This window comes from Tissierella sp. (genome assembly GCF_031460495.1).
In the GTDB taxonomy this organism is placed as follows: domain Bacteria; phylum Bacillota; class Clostridia; order Tissierellales; family Tissierellaceae; genus JAVKTS01.
Genome location: NZ_JAVKTS010000001.1, coordinates 621951 through 638540, shown reverse-complemented (window position 1 = coordinate 638540; position 16590 = coordinate 621951). Strand labels below are relative to the sequence as shown.

Sequence of the window (16590 nt, the reverse complement as noted above, 5' to 3'; positions counted from 1 at the left end):
TAATCTAATACATATGGATTTTCATCAGCTTCAGCATAAGTTGGGAGGATTTATTAAATCACTTTATTATCTTTACAAATTTCTTTTTACCAATCCTTATTACATCAGAGTTTTCTAATACCTTAGTTAAATCATCTAAATTAACTTTTTCGCCATTAATTTGAATGCCTTCTTGCTTTACTAAACGAATAAACCCACTTTTACTATTAACAAATCCCATAGTAATTAACTCTGGAATGCAATCATTAATTGTATCCTTGTCTAATCCCAGAAGCAAAGTTGGAATATGGTCAGGAACTGATTTTTTACTGAAAGCAGCATCATAGTAGTTGATTGCCTTCTCTACATCTTCCTGAGAGTTATATAGAGATGTAATCATTTTAGCTAGTCTATATTTTACATCTCTTGGATTAACTCCTCTTTCTAGTTCAAGTTTTATTTCATTTATATCATCGGGATGTTCATCAGTGGTCAATTCATAGTATCTAATTATACTATTATCTGGTATTTCCATAACCTTTTTGAACATCACTTCGGCAGGTTCACTTACTCCGATGTAATTACCCAGACTCTTGCTCATTTTTTCAACACCATCAAGTCCTTCTAAAATAGGCATAAATATAGAAATTTGTTGCTCCTGTCCCATAGTTTTTTGTAATGTTCTTCCCATTAAAATGTTAAATGTTTGATCAGTTCCACCTAGCTCAATATCTGCCTTTAATTCAACTGAGTCATAGGCCTGCATTAATGGATAAAGAAACTCATGTATTCCTATAGGTACACTATTATTGTATCTGCTCTGAAAATCATCTCTCTCTAGCATCCTAGCAACTGTAGTTGTACTTGATAGCCTTATAACATCTTCAAAGGTAAGCTTTGAAAGCCACTCACTATTAAACCTGACTTCCGTCTTCTCCTGATCCAACACCTTAAATATCTGCTCGCAATATGTTAGGGCATTTTCTCTTACCTGCTCATCCGTAAGGGCTACCCTGCCTTTAGATTTCCCTGTGGGATCGCCTATCTTACCAGTAAAGTCACCGATAACAATAATGGCTAAATGTCCTAAGTCTTGCATCTGCTTTATTTTTCTTAGAACTACAGTATGACCAAGGTGAATATCAGGTGCTGAAGGATCTAGTCCCAACTTAATTGTAAGAGGTATATTTTCCTTACATGATTTTTCTAGCTTCTCTAGTAATTCATGATCGCTCACGCATTGGTGAACCCCTTTTAAAATAATTCTTAATTGCTCCTTTGGTGCCAGCATAATGTTATCCTCCTTAAAATATTGAATTTTGATATTTACAAGTTCCATAAGAAAAACAAAAAACTCTCATCCTTCTGTTTCCAAAAGGACAAGAGTTTATCTCGCGTTACCACCTAAAGTTTATAGGTAACTCACATTACCTACCTCACAGAGTACAGCGATGGCGATACTCCTGCACTTGATAACGGTGTGCTTTCCGTCGTAGCCTACTTGATGAATCATTTCGGTACGCAACTCCAAGAGGTATTCACACTTTTTATTCACGAGCCTCTCATCAACCGGCATCTTTCTGTTTGAAATCAAAAATGCTACTATTTCTTATCATACTCTTTTATTATACTTCCAATTCAATTACAGTATTTGTTATGCAAATGTTGAGTACTATAATATCAATTCTTAAAAAATTTGTCAATAATCAATTCTTCTTGATTTTTCCCACTTTTATCTTATTGTCCAATTTTTCTTTTTTAGTATATGCTGATTTGTTCTTTCCCCATTGATTCTCTTTTGATAGCTGACAATATGTTTTCCATCTCTCTCTGGAAAGTATCCCCTCTTTAATTGCTTGATTTACTGCGCATCCTGGCTCTTTGTCATGAATACAGTTGCGATATTTGCATTTGTCAAAAAGTTGAATCACATCTGAAAATGTATCGTTTATGCCTTTTTCAGCATCCCACATTCCAAGCTCCCTAATGCCTGGAGTATCAATAACAATTACTCCTGAAGCAAGCTCAATCAACTGTCTGTGGGTTGTTGTATGCCTCCCTTTAGAGTCATTTTCACGTATATTACTCACAGCCATAATTTCTTCCCCTGCAATTGCATTTACAAGGGTCGATTTTCCTACACCAGAAGATCCTAAAAAAACTATAGTTTTTCCTGCCTGTATATACATATCTAATTGTTTCATACCATATCCAGTCTTAGCGCTAATAGCAAAAACATCAGCCTTTTGTGATATACTCTTTACCTGCTCTATATAAGTATCTGGATTATGACATTCATCTGCTTTTGTCAAAATTACTATGGGTTTTCCACCACTTTGTAAAGATACACTAATATATCTTGTTAATCTATTCAAATTAAAATCATGATTCAAAGATGAAAGTATAAATACATAATCAAAATTGGCTGCTATTACCTGCTCTTTCACTGTTTTAACATATCCAGCAGCATGTCCTGAAAAATCTGTTCTAGAAAAATAACTCTTTCGTTCACATATTTCTTCAATCAAAGAATATCCATTTTCATTATATTTTAGAAGAACATAGTCCCCTACTACAGGATAATCTTTATTCATTTTATCTTTATAAAAAGTCCCTTTTAATTTTGCATTTGTTTCTCCATATTGGCATAGCACTCTAAATAATTCTCTCTGTACTTCGTTAACACGAGCTATAATTAAATTACCATCTTCTCTTGTCAGGATCTTTTCGTTCTTATAAATTTCTTCAAATCTCACTGTATTACCTCCAATTTTTTGCACAAAAAAACTTGCCCATCGACAAGTCCTGTTTATACAGTATTTACAAAAGGGTTGTTTTCTTTGAGTACATGAAAAACCTTGGTTCCAACATACACTCAAGTATTAAATTATTGATTCATCACCGTAATTGTATTTGTCATAATTTAATCAACTCCTTTCGAAATTAAATTGAAAGCTTTGTTTTCTTATATTGTACTAAAATGAAATAAAGAATACAACTACAATTTTCAATTATATAAATATAAAGAAGGTTCTTATACTTTTATTTACCTCATTTTGCATTATTAGTACAGGAAGCTATCTTTAATCTATAGGGTTTCTATTATCCATTAATTGTAATTTTGTTTCCTTGTCAAACTTCTCTAAGAATTATACTATATCTTTTCACCAAGTAATCCTTTTTTAATTCTGGTATCCAATTCACCAAAGGCAGTTTTATTACTATCGTATTTCAAAAGTTTTCTTGCTGACTCATAATCAAGCCATTCATATTTAATATGTTCATGTGACAATTTAAAATCTGCTTCATTTACATTCACTGCAAAAGAATATTCTGGAATAACAAAATAATTTTCTCCCCATCTCCGTCTATCAGCTTCATTGAAACATTCAATAGGAATACTACAACAGGTATCCAACACATAATATGTAGCTGTATACGCAATACTTGCCTCTTCATTAGCTTCTCTTTTAGCAGCTTCTATGGGAGTCTCATCATCTTCTCCACCACCTGCAACAAATTGCCAAATACCCATATCCGCCCTCAAAAACATACAATACTTAATTTGCTCATCCTGTATTAAATATGGTATAACTAATACTTGAAACTTTGCCCTTGCCATTAGACCTCTCCTCTACAATATATTTTATGTCACTTTAGCAAGCTCTTAAGTAGCCATCAATCGCTTGTCTAAATTTGAATATCTCTTAAGCAGCGGACCAACCACAAATAAACATCGTTAACTAAATTTAGAAATAAGGGCTTTTGACCTTATAGTTAATTCCCTTTTTTCTTAAAGTTCTTTTTATACTCTTATTCATCATAACTGGCATCATCTTTGTAATTACATAGGGAATTTCTATAGCAGCATTTTTATATAATTCTTCAGGTGATTTTCTATTGTTCTTTATATTATCAATAAATTTATTTACTGCAGGAACCACTTTCTTCGCTCCAATTATCTTATTAAGAGCTTGCCCATTTAAGACTGCACCGCCTCCCATTACATAGCCACCTTTATATTCAACTTCCTCTTTCTCACAAAAGCATTGTAATAGCTTTAATCCATGCTCATGGGTGTGTACATATGGCATTCCTCCCTGAATAAATCCATATAAACTCTGTCCATGGAGTACCCCTTCTTTACTTGACATTTTATTTAACAAATTAATTGTATCAGCTGGATATGAAGTTATATAGCATGGTCCTATCATAATTATACAATCTGACTTCTTTATCTTACTTAAAATAAAATCCATCTCATTTAGGTAGGAATATAAATCGCATGTATCTACTAAATCTGCTTCAGACCTAATTCTATCAGCAAAATAATTAGTTAGCATTTTGCTACTACCTTTTTCCCTTGGGCTTAGATTAATTATTACATGTTTCATTATAAAAGCACCTCTCTAGCAAGATTTTGTAGTTCATCATCTGTTATAGTTGGGTTGACGACCTTTCCCAAATATTCTATATTCATGATTGTTCCAACTTCTTTTAGGAAATACTCAAAACTGCTTTGCTCCATTTTAGATGCTATCTCACTAACACCTATTCCTATGATTTTCTTATTATTGCTAATAGTACCTTTTACTATTTCTTTGTTCCTAGTTTTATAAAAGCGATTACCTATAAGAGCTGTCTTATCAAGTATTTTTTTTATATCATATGAGAATCCACCCCAAATTAGAGGCGAAGTATACACTACTATATCTCCTTTTATTATAATGGGAAGGATTTGATCCATATCATCTCTAACAACGCATTTGCCATATGTCTTATAGGTACATCCATCACAACAATAGCAAGGCTTTATATTTCGTTCACTTGCGGATATAAATTCTACTTCTTCATTGTTACTAATCAGATAATTATAAAGGGCTTTCCCAACACCTTCATTGTTAACATCAGAGATTATAACTATCATACCAAATCAACCCCTTTTCATTTATACTCTTTCCTATTCTTAATATTGCTTCTTTCACTTACTAGATCATCACTAACTGCACTTTTTATAAGGCCAATAAAAACAGTTGCTCTAAGGTAATATATTGCATTTATCTATAATATATTATTTTGATATTTTCCTGTCAATGCTTATCAAATAAAAAACAGGTATTTTACAAATTTTACATTAATTCAATATAAGAAATAAAAAAGCAATATATCTTACAAAAAATATATTGCTTTTGAATATAAACATATAATCATAAATAAAACACAAAAGCTTGGATTAAAACAGTAGATTTTATTATATACTCCTATTTTCATTCATAAAAATATAATCTGCAAGTCTTATTGCTAAAGCAACATTAGAAATAACTGGACCAGCAGCAGTTAATGTAGGAAGAACACTATTATCTGCCACAAACAGACCAGGAACTCCATGTATTTGCCCATGAATATTTGTAGCTGAAGTTGCAGGGTCATGACCCATTCTACATGTACATGACTCATGCATATCTGCTCCAGGCAGTCTAAGAACTAAAGTAGATTCATCAAGAGTTACTCCCATAGCAGCAGCAGTTTGCCTGATACCTTGTTCAACTTGTTCAGCTACCCTACGATCTTTGTTGCTTAAAGAATATTGAACTTGTTGTAGAGGTACACCGAATTCATCTTTTGCAGAAGGGTCAATATATACTCTATTCTCAGCTCTAGACTCCACTTCTCCAAAGGCTGCAAAAACAACTAAAAGTTCATCTGGGAGTATCTTATCCTCAAATTGTTGGTATGAGAAATATTGATTAGGACCAAGAACTTGAATTTGATATGGGGAGTCATTGGTTTCAAATTTTAAAATGGAAAGATTGCCAAGTTTATCAGGGAACTGCCTTCGACTTATTGTTCCAATACCAATCATAGAAACATGACCTGTCAAATAACGACCAATAGCAGGCCCTTGTATTCCAGAATTAAGAAGTATTCTTGGAGTCTCTAAAGTACTGCAAGATAATACTATATTCTTTGCCCTAAGGGTATGGGATTTCTTATCAGGTGAAAATACTTCTACACCAGCAGCCCTTCCATTCTCTACAATAACTCTAGATGCATAGGCATTTACAGCAAGATCATAGGGTTTATCAAACATTGCAGCTGCTAGGGTATTTATAGAACTAAACCAAGGATTGGAATGAATTTCTCCTAAGTGGGAAGGTTCCATATCAAAAGCCAGTGGCATATTATTTGCTTCCCAAATGCCTCTTGCATGAAGTTTATTTAACATAATATCTTGCATTGCTGAACCTTTTGCATATTGAGTTGTAGTATTCAATAGATCTTCTGCCATACAATAATATACATCTAAGACTCTATTATCAATTGGCCAGTTCCTAAGTCCAGATTGAATTGGCCTTGGAGTAGCTGCATTCCAGAACAATGATCTTCCGCCCAGTGCATATACCATTCGAGCGCCTGAAAATTGAGGCAATCGTTCTCCAATAGGAGTAGAATTATCTGGAAGCAGTTGATCTCTTGCAGTATCAACATTCTGTGTAGGAATGTTAAGAGAATGGGAGTGAAACAACTTATCTCCCTTTTCAATTATACCTATCTTTTTTGCTCCTTGATCTTTCCATAGTTGACAGAGACTAGACAAGGTAGTTCCTCCTCCAGGCCCAGTTCCAATAATGAGCACATCATAATCTGTCGTTGACATTTCTTCAAGACTTTTTGTGGGAATCCAATTATTTAAATAAGGCATTATTGTTACTCCTTTCATAAATGTTATAGTTTAATTTATGATATGAAATTATAATTAGTTATGTTCTGATACAATTTTAAATTTAATACTGTCACTTGAATCTACATATAAAAGGCAGCTACATTTTCAAATGTAACTGCCTTAGCTATTTAACCTGACCCTTCTAACTACTAATCTAAAACTAATGTTGGTGGAGCATAGACCCTTGTTGCAAGTTCTTGATTTAGAAGATATAGTCCCTTTGCATCGCTGCCAAAGTTTTTATACTTAAGAATTAAATCATCTACATTCTTCTCCTCTTCACCTTGCTCCATAATAAACCAATCTAGAAATTGCATAGTCCTATAATCCTTAGCTTGGAATGCTGAATCATATATATCATGGATAGATTGAGTTATGAATTGCTCATGTTTCAAAGCCTCATGAAGAGGAAAATCAAAACTTAAGTACTCCATTTCAGGTCCTGCAATTTCTGTTAATTTAACTGATAGTCCATTATTTTGCATATATTGTATAAACAACATTGCATGATCCATCTCTTCCTGAGCTTGAATCTTAAACCAGTTCCCATAACCATCCAAGCCATTATCAATATAGTAATTTGAAATGTCTAAATACAAATAAGCAGAAAACATTTCTTTGTTTATCTGATCATTTAATAATTTGTAAATATTTTCTTTTATCATTTCTAATACCTCCTTTTATTATATGGTTAAACCACACTTATCTAATAATTACCCTAAAGCAGAGAAATTAATAACATAATTTGTCTTATTTTTAACCAATTTCTCCGATTGAAGTAATACTACATTTCTCAGACTAATTCTCATGTAGTTTTTGATTTATATTGCCTTAGTGTACTTACTCTCTAATCCAAGAGAATACATATTCCATATGGTCAGGCAATTTTAATTCTGGTTGATGTCTTGTATCAAAATAGCCTTTGATTCCCTTTTCCTTAACTGCTAAATCGAAGTGAGCTGCTGCTATTCCCATATCTATTCTTTGAATATCATATGGAAAAGCATCGCTATACTTTGGCTCCTTATATTCATAGAAATGGTATATATTATCTATAAGTAGAAGTCTCCAAGGTTGTTTATTTGATGCTGATGGCCCCAAACGAACCATTTCCAAAGGAAAGGCTAGATCTTCTGCATCTTTTTTTGTAAGTGATGTCCCAAAGTCATTTTTATAAAATAATTCATTCCATTCTTTACGATGATCCGCTTTAATCATTTTTCTCATTACAACCTCCTTCATATGCTTCTTATCAGCAGCATAACCATAGGGTGTTATAATTGGAAAAATCTCATTTTCTCCTACATTCATAGCTTTTGCGAACTCTTTACGATTAAATGTTCCACCTAACCAACAAGTCCCAAGACCAAGATGAGCTAAATAAAGAATGACTACTTCAAGCTCATATCCCAGTGCTTCTAATGCTATTGGTTCTAATTCTATGGTAGTTCCAATGTATTGTTTTGCTCCTTTAATAACACCATAAGTTCCAAGCTTACTTTCATTCTTTATATCCATATTATCAAGATAGTGAAAACTCACCTTTTTCCCAAAGGGATTATCCAAAGAATCTACGAAAGATTTAATAGCCTTTATTTTTTCTTCTTCAATTTCCTCTTCTTTATAATTTCTTACGCTATATCGTTTTACTACTGCTTCTTCTATTGAAAAATTAATATTCAATTAGATCTCTCCCTTCTATCATACATGGAACAAAACTAAATATAATCTTACTTATATTTCTAAAGAATACTTATAAGCAGTTTCTGTTGGATTATCATAATACCCTTCTACTTTGTTAATTACTTTATATCCAAAATCTTCAAATACCTTTTGCATTTTAAAATTTGTTTCTCTAGTCTCTCCTTTAAATATGTGCATGTCATCTTTCAACATCTCATCAATGACATACTGCATTAATATATGAGCATAGCCTTTATTTCTATGATCAGGATGAGTACCTATACTCATAATTTTAATATAGTCATCTTCACCCTTCCAGTTATAAATAGCAATATTAGCTTTTGTAACTTCATTTTCTTTGATAGCATAAACAAAAGTTTTTTTATCTTCCAAAAGTTCAATCCAAGTTTCCCGCTCTATATTATCCTCTGGGAAATAAATTGCTAGTGAATCAAAAAAATCATCTAAATCCTTTATACTAAGTCTCACTATATTTTCCATAATATTCTCCCCTTTTTTAGAAATATGCTAATTTACTGTAATTTAACAAATGAACATGAGATAATTAATGCACTTCTTGTTTATAATATGTTCTCTTTTTTTAATTCCTTTATTGCACTTTTTATAGCCATTTTGATTACAAAATATAGTACTAATGCTGGTAGAGTAATATATATTGGCAATAAAATCAAACCCGCAAATATATTTTTCATTATTTCAACTCCTCCTTAAATTTAAAATTAGCCTCGTATAAATCTACCGTTACGACGCTAAATATAAATTATGCGTCATTAGCTAAAACTTCAAATCATTCTTTCGATTAAGAAATTCATCTTGGAGAATCCCCATCATTATAATATCGTGGTATTTTCCTTCAATAAATATTGCTTCTCTCTTTCTTCCTTCTTCTACAAACCCCACACGCTTATATGCGCTATATCCTCTCTCATTAAAAGAAAACACTTCTAATTCAATTCTGTGTAAATTTAATTCTTCAAATCCAAATTTTAAAGTCATTTTGGTAGCTTCAGTCCCTATTCCTTTTCCAAAGTTTTTACTATCGAATAAACATATTCTAAAATGACCAGACATATTATCAATATCGATTTCATTAATAACCGATTCTCCAATAATTTTCCCCTCTCGATTAATTATCAAAAAATCATATCGTGACTCATCTTCAATAATCTTATTTACATAAAATGTAATTGATTCTTCTGTAGGAATATGTTTAGTTCCTGTATATAATTGTACTTCTTTATCTATTGATTTAAAACCACTCTTATAATATTCTCCTATATCTGCACTTCTAATAAGTCTTAGAGTTATCTCTTTACCAGAAATTGAAATGTTTTTCTTTTTCACATAATCACCCCATAAAATATAAATTATCTTTTGCTTCGCATAATACTACTAATGTTCATCTATAGTATATGACTCATCTATCCCCTTGTCTACCTAATTTTCCCAATTACCTTCTGTCATAACTGAGTTTATCCAATGTCATCTATATTTTTTACCTATTTAAAAGGGTCAAAAATCGGAGTTTATTCTCCGGTTTTTGACCCAACTTTTGTCCTTAAAGCACTATATGTGATGATTAATCCTTAATAAATAGCTATTGGTCCATGAGGACCATTGATAATTTCTATTCTTGTTTCAAAAATATCTGTTAAAATTCCTGAGTCCATGACCTCTTCAACAGTTCCAAAAGCGGCAATTTTCCCATCTTTCATAGCGCATATTCTATCAGAATATTTGGCTGCGAAGTTTATATCATGCATAACAGTCAAAATTGTTCTCCCGAATTCATCAGCAGCATACCTCAAATGCTCCATCATCTGAACAGAGCGTGCCACATCAAGATTATTCAGAGGTTCATCTAAAAGTACATACTCTGTCTCTTGACACAATACCATTGCAACATAGGCCCTTTGCCTTTGACCTCCAGAAAGCTCATCTAGGTATCTATTTTCTAAATCAGTCAGACCTAAGAAATCTATATATTTAGAAATTCTATCCTCATCTTTATTAGTTAATCTTCCCTTTGAATATGGAAAACGTCCAAATCCAACTAATTGTCTAACAGTAAGCCTAGTAACAAAATGATTTTCTTGTCGTAAGATAGTCAAAATTTTTGCCAAATTTTCTGATTTAGAATCAGTAACATCCATATTTGCTACCTTAATGTGACCTTCATCCATATGTAAAAGTCTCCCTATCATCAATAGTGTCGTAGATTTTCCGGCACCATTAGGTCCAATTAAAGAAGTAATCCCAGCTTTTGGTACTTCAATACTCAAAGGTCCTATTTCTACCTCATCACTGTACGCTTTTTTAACACCATCTATATTTATCATAAAGTCCCCTTCCTTAATATTACAATTAAAAATGTGATCCCACCAAACATTTCAATAATAACTGAAACTACACCCTGTGCATTGAATACATGATACATAAAGAAGTAAGCACCAGTTATTATCAAAAATCCTATGGCAAGCGCCATTGGAAAAATGTACCTATGATCATATGTTGATGCTGCTTGATAACTCAAAGTTGCAACTAAGAACCCATAGAAAGTAAGGGGTCCAACTAAAGCTGTTGAAATTGACATCAAAATAGAAACTAATATTAGAGCAAAAATTACGCCAAATTGGTGCTTAACTCCCAAAGAAGTACTGACATCCTTTCCAAGGGACAATACATTTAATTTTTTAGAATAAACAAGAAGAATTAATGCTGTAATTATTATAATTGGAATTGCAATAGGAAAATATGTAGAATCCGCATTATTGACAGAACCAAACAATCTTGCCTGTAAAATATCAAACTCGGAAGGGGCAAGCAACCTTCTCATAAAAGTTGACAAGGATCTCAACCCAGTTCCAATAATAACTCCGACCAATAGCATAAGTTGTAAGTCTCCATACTTTCCAGAAAGCAACCATCCATAAAGTATCAAACACATCAAGACCATGGCAATAACTTGAAATAAAAATGATCCAATACCATTGAAACTTATAAAGGTACTAGCACCAAAGAAAAACATTGTACTAGTATGAATTGTTGAGTAAAGTGCTTCAAAACCTAACAGTGAAGGAGTTATAACCTTATTATTGGTAATAGATTGAAAAGCAACTGTGGACAAAGACTGGCAAACTGCAGCTATAAGCATGGCAACAAGAGCTACCATCCTTCTTCTAACAACTGGGATAAAAGAAGGAGAGTCTATTGGAACTGGATTGTTATAAACCAAAAGTCCATAGGAAGCAAAAAGTCCAAAGGCAATCAATGTTGTAAGCAAAATCCAATAGCGTTTTTCTTCTTTCTTAGACCGAAAAGCTCTGGCAGATCTACTTTCAGTATGTATGTTTGAGCCAATTTTAATACTTTCTTTATTTCTATATACTAATTCGTTCATCTTGCCCTCCTTTGTCTCAATAAAATAAATATAAATACAATCGATCCCACTGTTCCAAGTATCATGGATACTGGCACTTCAAAGGGTTTTATGATAGTTCTAGAGATAATGTCACAAACAGTAATAGTACCCATTCCTATGACACATACCCAAGGTAGATTACTCCTTAGATCATCACCTCGATACATAGAAACAATATTTGGTACAATTAGCCCTAAAAAAGGTAAATTCCCAATAACAGCTGCGACTATACCAACTGCAAAAGAAATTAGTCCAGTACCTAATAGAACTATTTTATTATAATTTAATCCAAGGCTTGTTGTCAGATCTTCTCCAAGTCCAGCTAAAGTCAATTTATCAGCATAGATAAAAATGAAGAAAGTAACCATGACGATTAGCCATAAGTACTCATATCTACCAATTTGAACCGATGCAAAGGAACCAACAAACCATGTTTCAATATTTTGTGTCATTTGAAAAACCAGTCCAATAAAAGTTGAAACAGCAGAGATCACTGCTCCTAGCATCATGCCAATAATAGGAACGATTAAAGAAGAACGAAGCTTTACTCTTCTTAAGAAGAAAAAGAAAATCATAGTTCCAACAAAAGAAAAAAGGATTGCCCCTGTCATTCTTTGAACTAAAGTTGGTGCAGGAAATAACAAATATACAAAGGTAAGTCCCAAACCTGCCCATTCAATAGTTCCTGTTGTGGTAGATTCTACTAAACGATTCTGTGTAATAAGCTGCATTACTAGGCCTGACATTGACATAGCTGCACCAGTAAGCATTAAGGCAGCTGTCCTTGGAACACGAGTGATGAAAAACATACTCATCCCATCTTCTTGTCCTCGTATATCATAAACTCCTGTAAAAAGGGATATGATCCCTAAAATTACGACAATAATGATTGCGAATATAAAAGATTTCGTCCATATTTTATTGTAATTATATCGTTTGGGCTGAGAATCCTCAGCCCTATGCATTTTTTGTATTGTTTTATTCTGCACTATGGTATGCCCCTTTACTATTTAGCTAGAGCATTAGCAAGATTTTCAAATAACTCTAGATAAGTTTGTATTGATTCATTTGTGTAAGTGTCATTTGGTGCATAAACTATCTTTTCTTCACTTACAGCTCTTGTATTTTGAAGAGCAGGTGAATTATTGATGACATCCTCAGCAGGAACTGCATCAGTTGTGGAGGATACTGCAGCATCACGATCTAGTACAAATATCCAATCAGGATTACTTTGGGCAATAGCTTCAACAGAGATATCGTCTCCTTGATGATCTGAAGAAGCACTGCTAACTTCTAAGGCTGGAACCCATCCAAATATATCATACATTGGCCCCCATACGCGTCCAGAGTAAGGAGCTGAAAAACCAATATTTCCACCAGATACTACAACACTCATCACTTTATCTGTTCCATTATATGTAGACTTAACATTTTCAATAGATTTATCAAGTTCAGCTGCTAATTGCTCAGCTTCTTCATTTTTATCAAAGATTTTTCCTAAAGTAATTGTAGAATTCTTAAGGCCATTAAGTAAGTTTTCACCAGGTGTATCTGCTGTCTCAGAAACATCAAAATTGAGGTCAATAACAACTGCATTTGGCACTAATGCTTTTATATCTTCATAGTAGTTAGCAAATCTTTGACCGATAATAACAAGTTCAGGGTTTACAGCTGCTAAGATTTCAAGATTTGGTTCACGATGATTTCCAATATCTTGAACTGATTCATCAGCTACATATGGTGAATCAGAGGACATTACACCTTTTGGTACAGCCGCTAATTCTATGCCCCAGTCAGATAAAGTTTCAAATGTTCTATTATCTAAAGCAACAACATTTTTGGGATTAACTGGAACCGTAACACTTCCGTGAATATCAACGATATTAACTGTTGTAGCTTTTTCAGGCTCGCCTACAATTGATTCTTCTTTAGCTTCAGGCTCAATATTTGCATTAGTTGAGTTTGCGCAAGCTGTTCCCATTAAAGCAAAAACTGTAATAACAGTAATAAGTATAAGTAATTTAGATTTTTTCATATGTCTCTCCTTCATATATATAATTTTGTTGTAGATTATTGAAATGATAAAATTGATATATATATGTAATATCTTTGTGCTAATCTAACAATGATCTTTCTAATTTTTGGGGGAAGAAAAATATATCATTGGTTTAATTGATAACAATTATCATTTTCAATAACTTATTTTAATATACCAGAGCTTATTAAACATGTCAACTGGTTTTTGATATTTTTTTCTCTTCGATGATTGCTTAATCTTTATATAACTAAACTTTATACAAAACAAAAAAACATTGGATATTCTGTTATACAGCTATCCAATGTTTTTTTGTACTTTATATTTTACATTTTCTCTAAACTACAAATTAATTTCAAGTAATATTGGAGTGTGGTCTTGCCTTGGACCTGAATCGATCATTTCAGATTTAATAACCCTATCTGCAATGCGATCACTCACCAGCCAATAGTCAATTCTCCAGCCAGAATTATTGATTTTGCTTGTTTTAACACGCTGACCCCACCAAGTATAAATACCTGGTACATCACCATGAACATGGCGGAAGGTATCTGTAAAGCCTTTTGCTAATAGATTTGTGAAACCTTGACGTTCCTCATCTGTAAAGCCTGCTGATTGACGATTACTGTTGGGATTAGCCAAATCTATTTCTTCATGTGCCACATTGTAATCACCTGTAGCAATAACATACTTCTCTTTATCTAGTTCAGCTAGATAATCTGCATACTTTATGTCCCAAATCTGACGGTCTTCTAAACGATTCAAGCCATCCCCTGCATTGGGCGTATATACTTGAGTTAAATAGAAATTGTCAAACTCTAAGGTAATGATTCGACCCTCAAGATCCATGGTGCTTGGTGCTCCAATTGTTGGATAAATAACAGATGGTTTTAAATCCTTCTTATATAAAAACATAGTACCTGCATAACCCTTGCGGGCTGGTTCTACGGAACTATTCCAAACAATTTCATAATCTGGAAACTTATCACTCAAAATTTCCAAATGTTTCTTGCTAGGACCATTACTTGGTAACTTAGTCTCTTGTAAGGCAATAATTTCTGGATTATATTGTATAATCGTATTTAGTACATTTTTAGATAATATAGCACGGGCTGAATCACTAGTTAATGCTGCATTTAATGAATCGATATTCCATGAAATAAACTTCATTATTTTTCCTCCTTTTTGTGTCTTCCTTATAAGATTTTATATACTACCATCCTTTGTTTCAGGCTTTCCAGGTGGGACAGTTAGTAAAATAGAAATTATTGCCGACATTGTCATGAACAGATTAAAAAGCAAAGCTATGATAGCTGCATAGCGGATGGAAATATTGTCAGTACGACCTCTAAAAAATCCTTCGACAAAAGTAACTTGTTCAATACCTAGTCCTGTGAATATGGCAGCTGAAATAGCTATACCAAAAGCAGCACCTAAAGCAGATGCCATTCTATAAATGCCTGATGCAGAGCCAGCTTTATCTGCAGGAACTGAGGATAAGGCAGCATCAGCTGATGGGGTTGCATATAGACCTAGACCCATCCCAAAGAAAGTAAAGCCAATTGTAGCCACCAGCATGTATTGGTCGGTCATTAGATGAGTAAATGTTGTCATAAAAATACCAAAACCTGTAATTGCACATCCTAAAACCATAGGCTTGCGAGCACCCAACTTTTGCAATAGCTTCTCACCGACTTTAATTGCAATTAAAATAGCTATAAGATATCCTATGGTTAAAAAACCTGCTTGTAATGAAGTCAAACCTGCAGCTAATTGCACTAATGATAAAGTAACTATTAATGTACCTGCTGCTCCGTTGAGCAAGAAGTTTGAAATAGTAGCTCCCTTGTATGTTTTGTTGCTAAACATATCAAAGTCAATAAAGCTGTTTTCTCTGTTTTTTTCAATCTTGTAAAATACGAAGAATGTTATAGCTGACAATAGACCAAGACCCAATGTCATAGGGCTTAGCCATCCTATTTTCCCTCCTTGACTTATCATGATATTAATGGAGAGCATGCCTATCATGAAGGTTATAACTCCAGCTGAGTCGAAACCAGCCTTCTTTTTACTAGGTGGATTCTTGCTCTCGGGCACTCCAGCAATTAAGAAAAAACTAGCTATGGCAATGGCTATAGAAAACCAGTAAATCCAACGCCAACCTATGGTAGATGCAATGATACCCCCAAATAGAGAACTTAAGGCAGAACCACCCCAAGACCCAATAGAGTAAACACTGACAGCTCTTTGGCGGGCTGGACCTTCATAATAGGCTTTTATCAGGGCCAGTGCATTAGGCATAATGCAAGCTGAAGAAAGTCCCTGTATAGCACGACCTGTAAGTAAAAAAGTAGCAGTTCCCTTAGGTGATACCGCAATTAAAAACGATCCAATTACACTTAAAACTAATCCTATCTTTGTGATTTTAATACGCCCAAATCTATCCCCCAAACCACCTAGTACAACAATAAAAATACCAGAAAATAAGGCTGCTAGACTTATAGCCATATTGCTAGCATCTACACCAATTCCCAAATCTGTACGAATAGTTGTGGCTATATTTAATATTGTTTGGGCAAACATACCAAATGTGATAAGAGCCAACAACAAGCCTATTAGCAATTTATCATTGCCCTGATATCCCTGGCCTGATACATTGTTTTTTTTCAATAGAATTTCCTCCTAAAAATAAAAATCTAATTTTTTCTTGGCAACAAATAGATAATA

17 protein-coding genes and 1 other annotated feature are annotated in these 16590 nt (G+C 33.4%); all 17 genes read right to left on the bottom strand.

What is annotated here, in order from left to right; translation table 11 throughout:
- Positions 1–58: 58 nt before the first annotated feature.
- A complete protein-coding gene (gene tyrS / locus RIN63_RS02985; protein ID WP_310443173.1) occupies positions 59–1270 on the bottom strand; it encodes a tyrosine--tRNA ligase in 1212 nt (403 codons plus the stop codon).
- An 81-nt stretch (positions 1271–1351) separates the two neighbouring features.
- Positions 1352–1604, bottom strand: a binding site (T-box leader).
- Between the two features lie 81 nt (positions 1605–1685).
- The gene (rsgA, locus tag RIN63_RS02980; protein WP_310443171.1) at positions 1686–2735 is read right to left on the bottom strand and encodes a ribosome small subunit-dependent GTPase A; all 1050 of its coding nucleotides are present in this window, start codon (positions 2733–2735) and stop codon (positions 1686–1688) included.
- 398 nt (positions 2736–3133) lie between these two features.
- Positions 3134–3601: an NUDIX pyrophosphatase gene (locus RIN63_RS02975; protein ID WP_310443170.1), complete on the bottom strand. Its 468-nt coding sequence runs from the start codon at positions 3599–3601 to the stop codon at positions 3134–3136.
- A 127-nt stretch (positions 3602–3728) separates the two neighbouring features.
- Positions 3729–4373: an NAD(P)H-dependent oxidoreductase gene (locus RIN63_RS02970; RefSeq protein ID WP_310443169.1), complete on the bottom strand. Its 645-nt coding sequence runs from the start codon at positions 4371–4373 to the stop codon at positions 3729–3731.
- Positions 4373–4906: an NAD(P)H-dependent oxidoreductase gene (locus RIN63_RS02965; RefSeq protein ID WP_310443168.1), complete on the bottom strand. Its 534-nt coding sequence runs from the start codon at positions 4904–4906 to the stop codon at positions 4373–4375. Before RIN63_RS02965 ends, RIN63_RS02970 begins: the two co-directional genes overlap by 1 nt.
- Before the next feature lie 324 nt (positions 4907–5230).
- Positions 5231–6682 (bottom strand): GMC oxidoreductase, encoded by a 1452-nt coding sequence (locus RIN63_RS02960; RefSeq protein WP_310443167.1) that lies wholly within the window; start codon positions 6680–6682, stop codon positions 5231–5233.
- A 170-nt stretch (positions 6683–6852) separates the two neighbouring features.
- Positions 6853–7368: a ferritin gene (locus RIN63_RS02955; protein ID WP_310443166.1), complete on the bottom strand. Its 516-nt coding sequence runs from the start codon at positions 7366–7368 to the stop codon at positions 6853–6855.
- A 175-nt stretch (positions 7369–7543) separates the two neighbouring features.
- Positions 7544–8386: a nitroreductase family protein gene (locus tag RIN63_RS02950; RefSeq protein ID WP_310443165.1), complete on the bottom strand. Its 843-nt coding sequence runs from the start codon at positions 8384–8386 to the stop codon at positions 7544–7546.
- Positions 8387–8437: 51 nt separating this feature from the next.
- A complete protein-coding gene (locus RIN63_RS02945) occupies positions 8438–8887 on the bottom strand; it encodes an N-acetyltransferase (RefSeq protein ID WP_310443164.1) in 450 nt (149 codons plus the stop codon).
- An 80-nt stretch (positions 8888–8967) separates the two neighbouring features.
- On the bottom strand, positions 8968–9099 hold the full coding sequence (locus tag RIN63_RS02940) for a hypothetical protein (RefSeq protein ID WP_310443163.1): 132 nt from the start codon (positions 9097–9099) through the stop codon (positions 8968–8970).
- Between the two features lie 82 nt (positions 9100–9181).
- Positions 9182–9751 carry a GNAT family protein gene (locus RIN63_RS02935; protein ID WP_310443162.1) on the bottom strand — a complete coding sequence of 190 codons (570 nt, stop codon included), beginning with the start codon at positions 9749–9751 and terminating at the stop codon, positions 9182–9184.
- Between the two features lie 242 nt (positions 9752–9993).
- Entirely contained in the window at positions 9994–10746 is a 753-nt protein-coding gene (locus RIN63_RS02930; RefSeq protein ID WP_310443161.1) for an ATP-binding cassette domain-containing protein, read from the bottom strand.
- Complete coding sequence (locus RIN63_RS02925) at positions 10743–11807, bottom strand: iron chelate uptake ABC transporter family permease subunit (protein ID WP_310443160.1); 1065 nt, start codon at positions 11805–11807, stop codon at positions 10743–10745. Before RIN63_RS02925 ends, RIN63_RS02930 begins: the two co-directional genes overlap by 4 nt.
- Positions 11804–12817 (bottom strand): iron chelate uptake ABC transporter family permease subunit, encoded by a 1014-nt coding sequence (locus tag RIN63_RS02920; RefSeq protein ID WP_310443159.1) that lies wholly within the window; start codon positions 12815–12817, stop codon positions 11804–11806. Before RIN63_RS02920 ends, RIN63_RS02925 begins: the two co-directional genes overlap by 4 nt.
- A 17-nt stretch (positions 12818–12834) precedes the next feature.
- Positions 12835–13863, bottom strand: a complete 1029-nt coding sequence (locus RIN63_RS02915; protein WP_310443158.1) for a siderophore ABC transporter substrate-binding protein — start codon at positions 13861–13863, stop codon at positions 12835–12837.
- Between the two features lie 342 nt (positions 13864–14205).
- Positions 14206–15033 carry an exodeoxyribonuclease III gene (locus tag RIN63_RS02910; RefSeq protein WP_310443157.1) on the bottom strand — a complete coding sequence of 276 codons (828 nt, stop codon included), beginning with the start codon at positions 15031–15033 and terminating at the stop codon, positions 14206–14208.
- 36 nt (positions 15034–15069) lie between these two features.
- A complete protein-coding gene (locus RIN63_RS02905) occupies positions 15070–16533 on the bottom strand; it encodes an MFS transporter (RefSeq protein ID WP_310443156.1) in 1464 nt (487 codons plus the stop codon).
- Positions 16534–16590 lie beyond the last annotated feature (57 nt).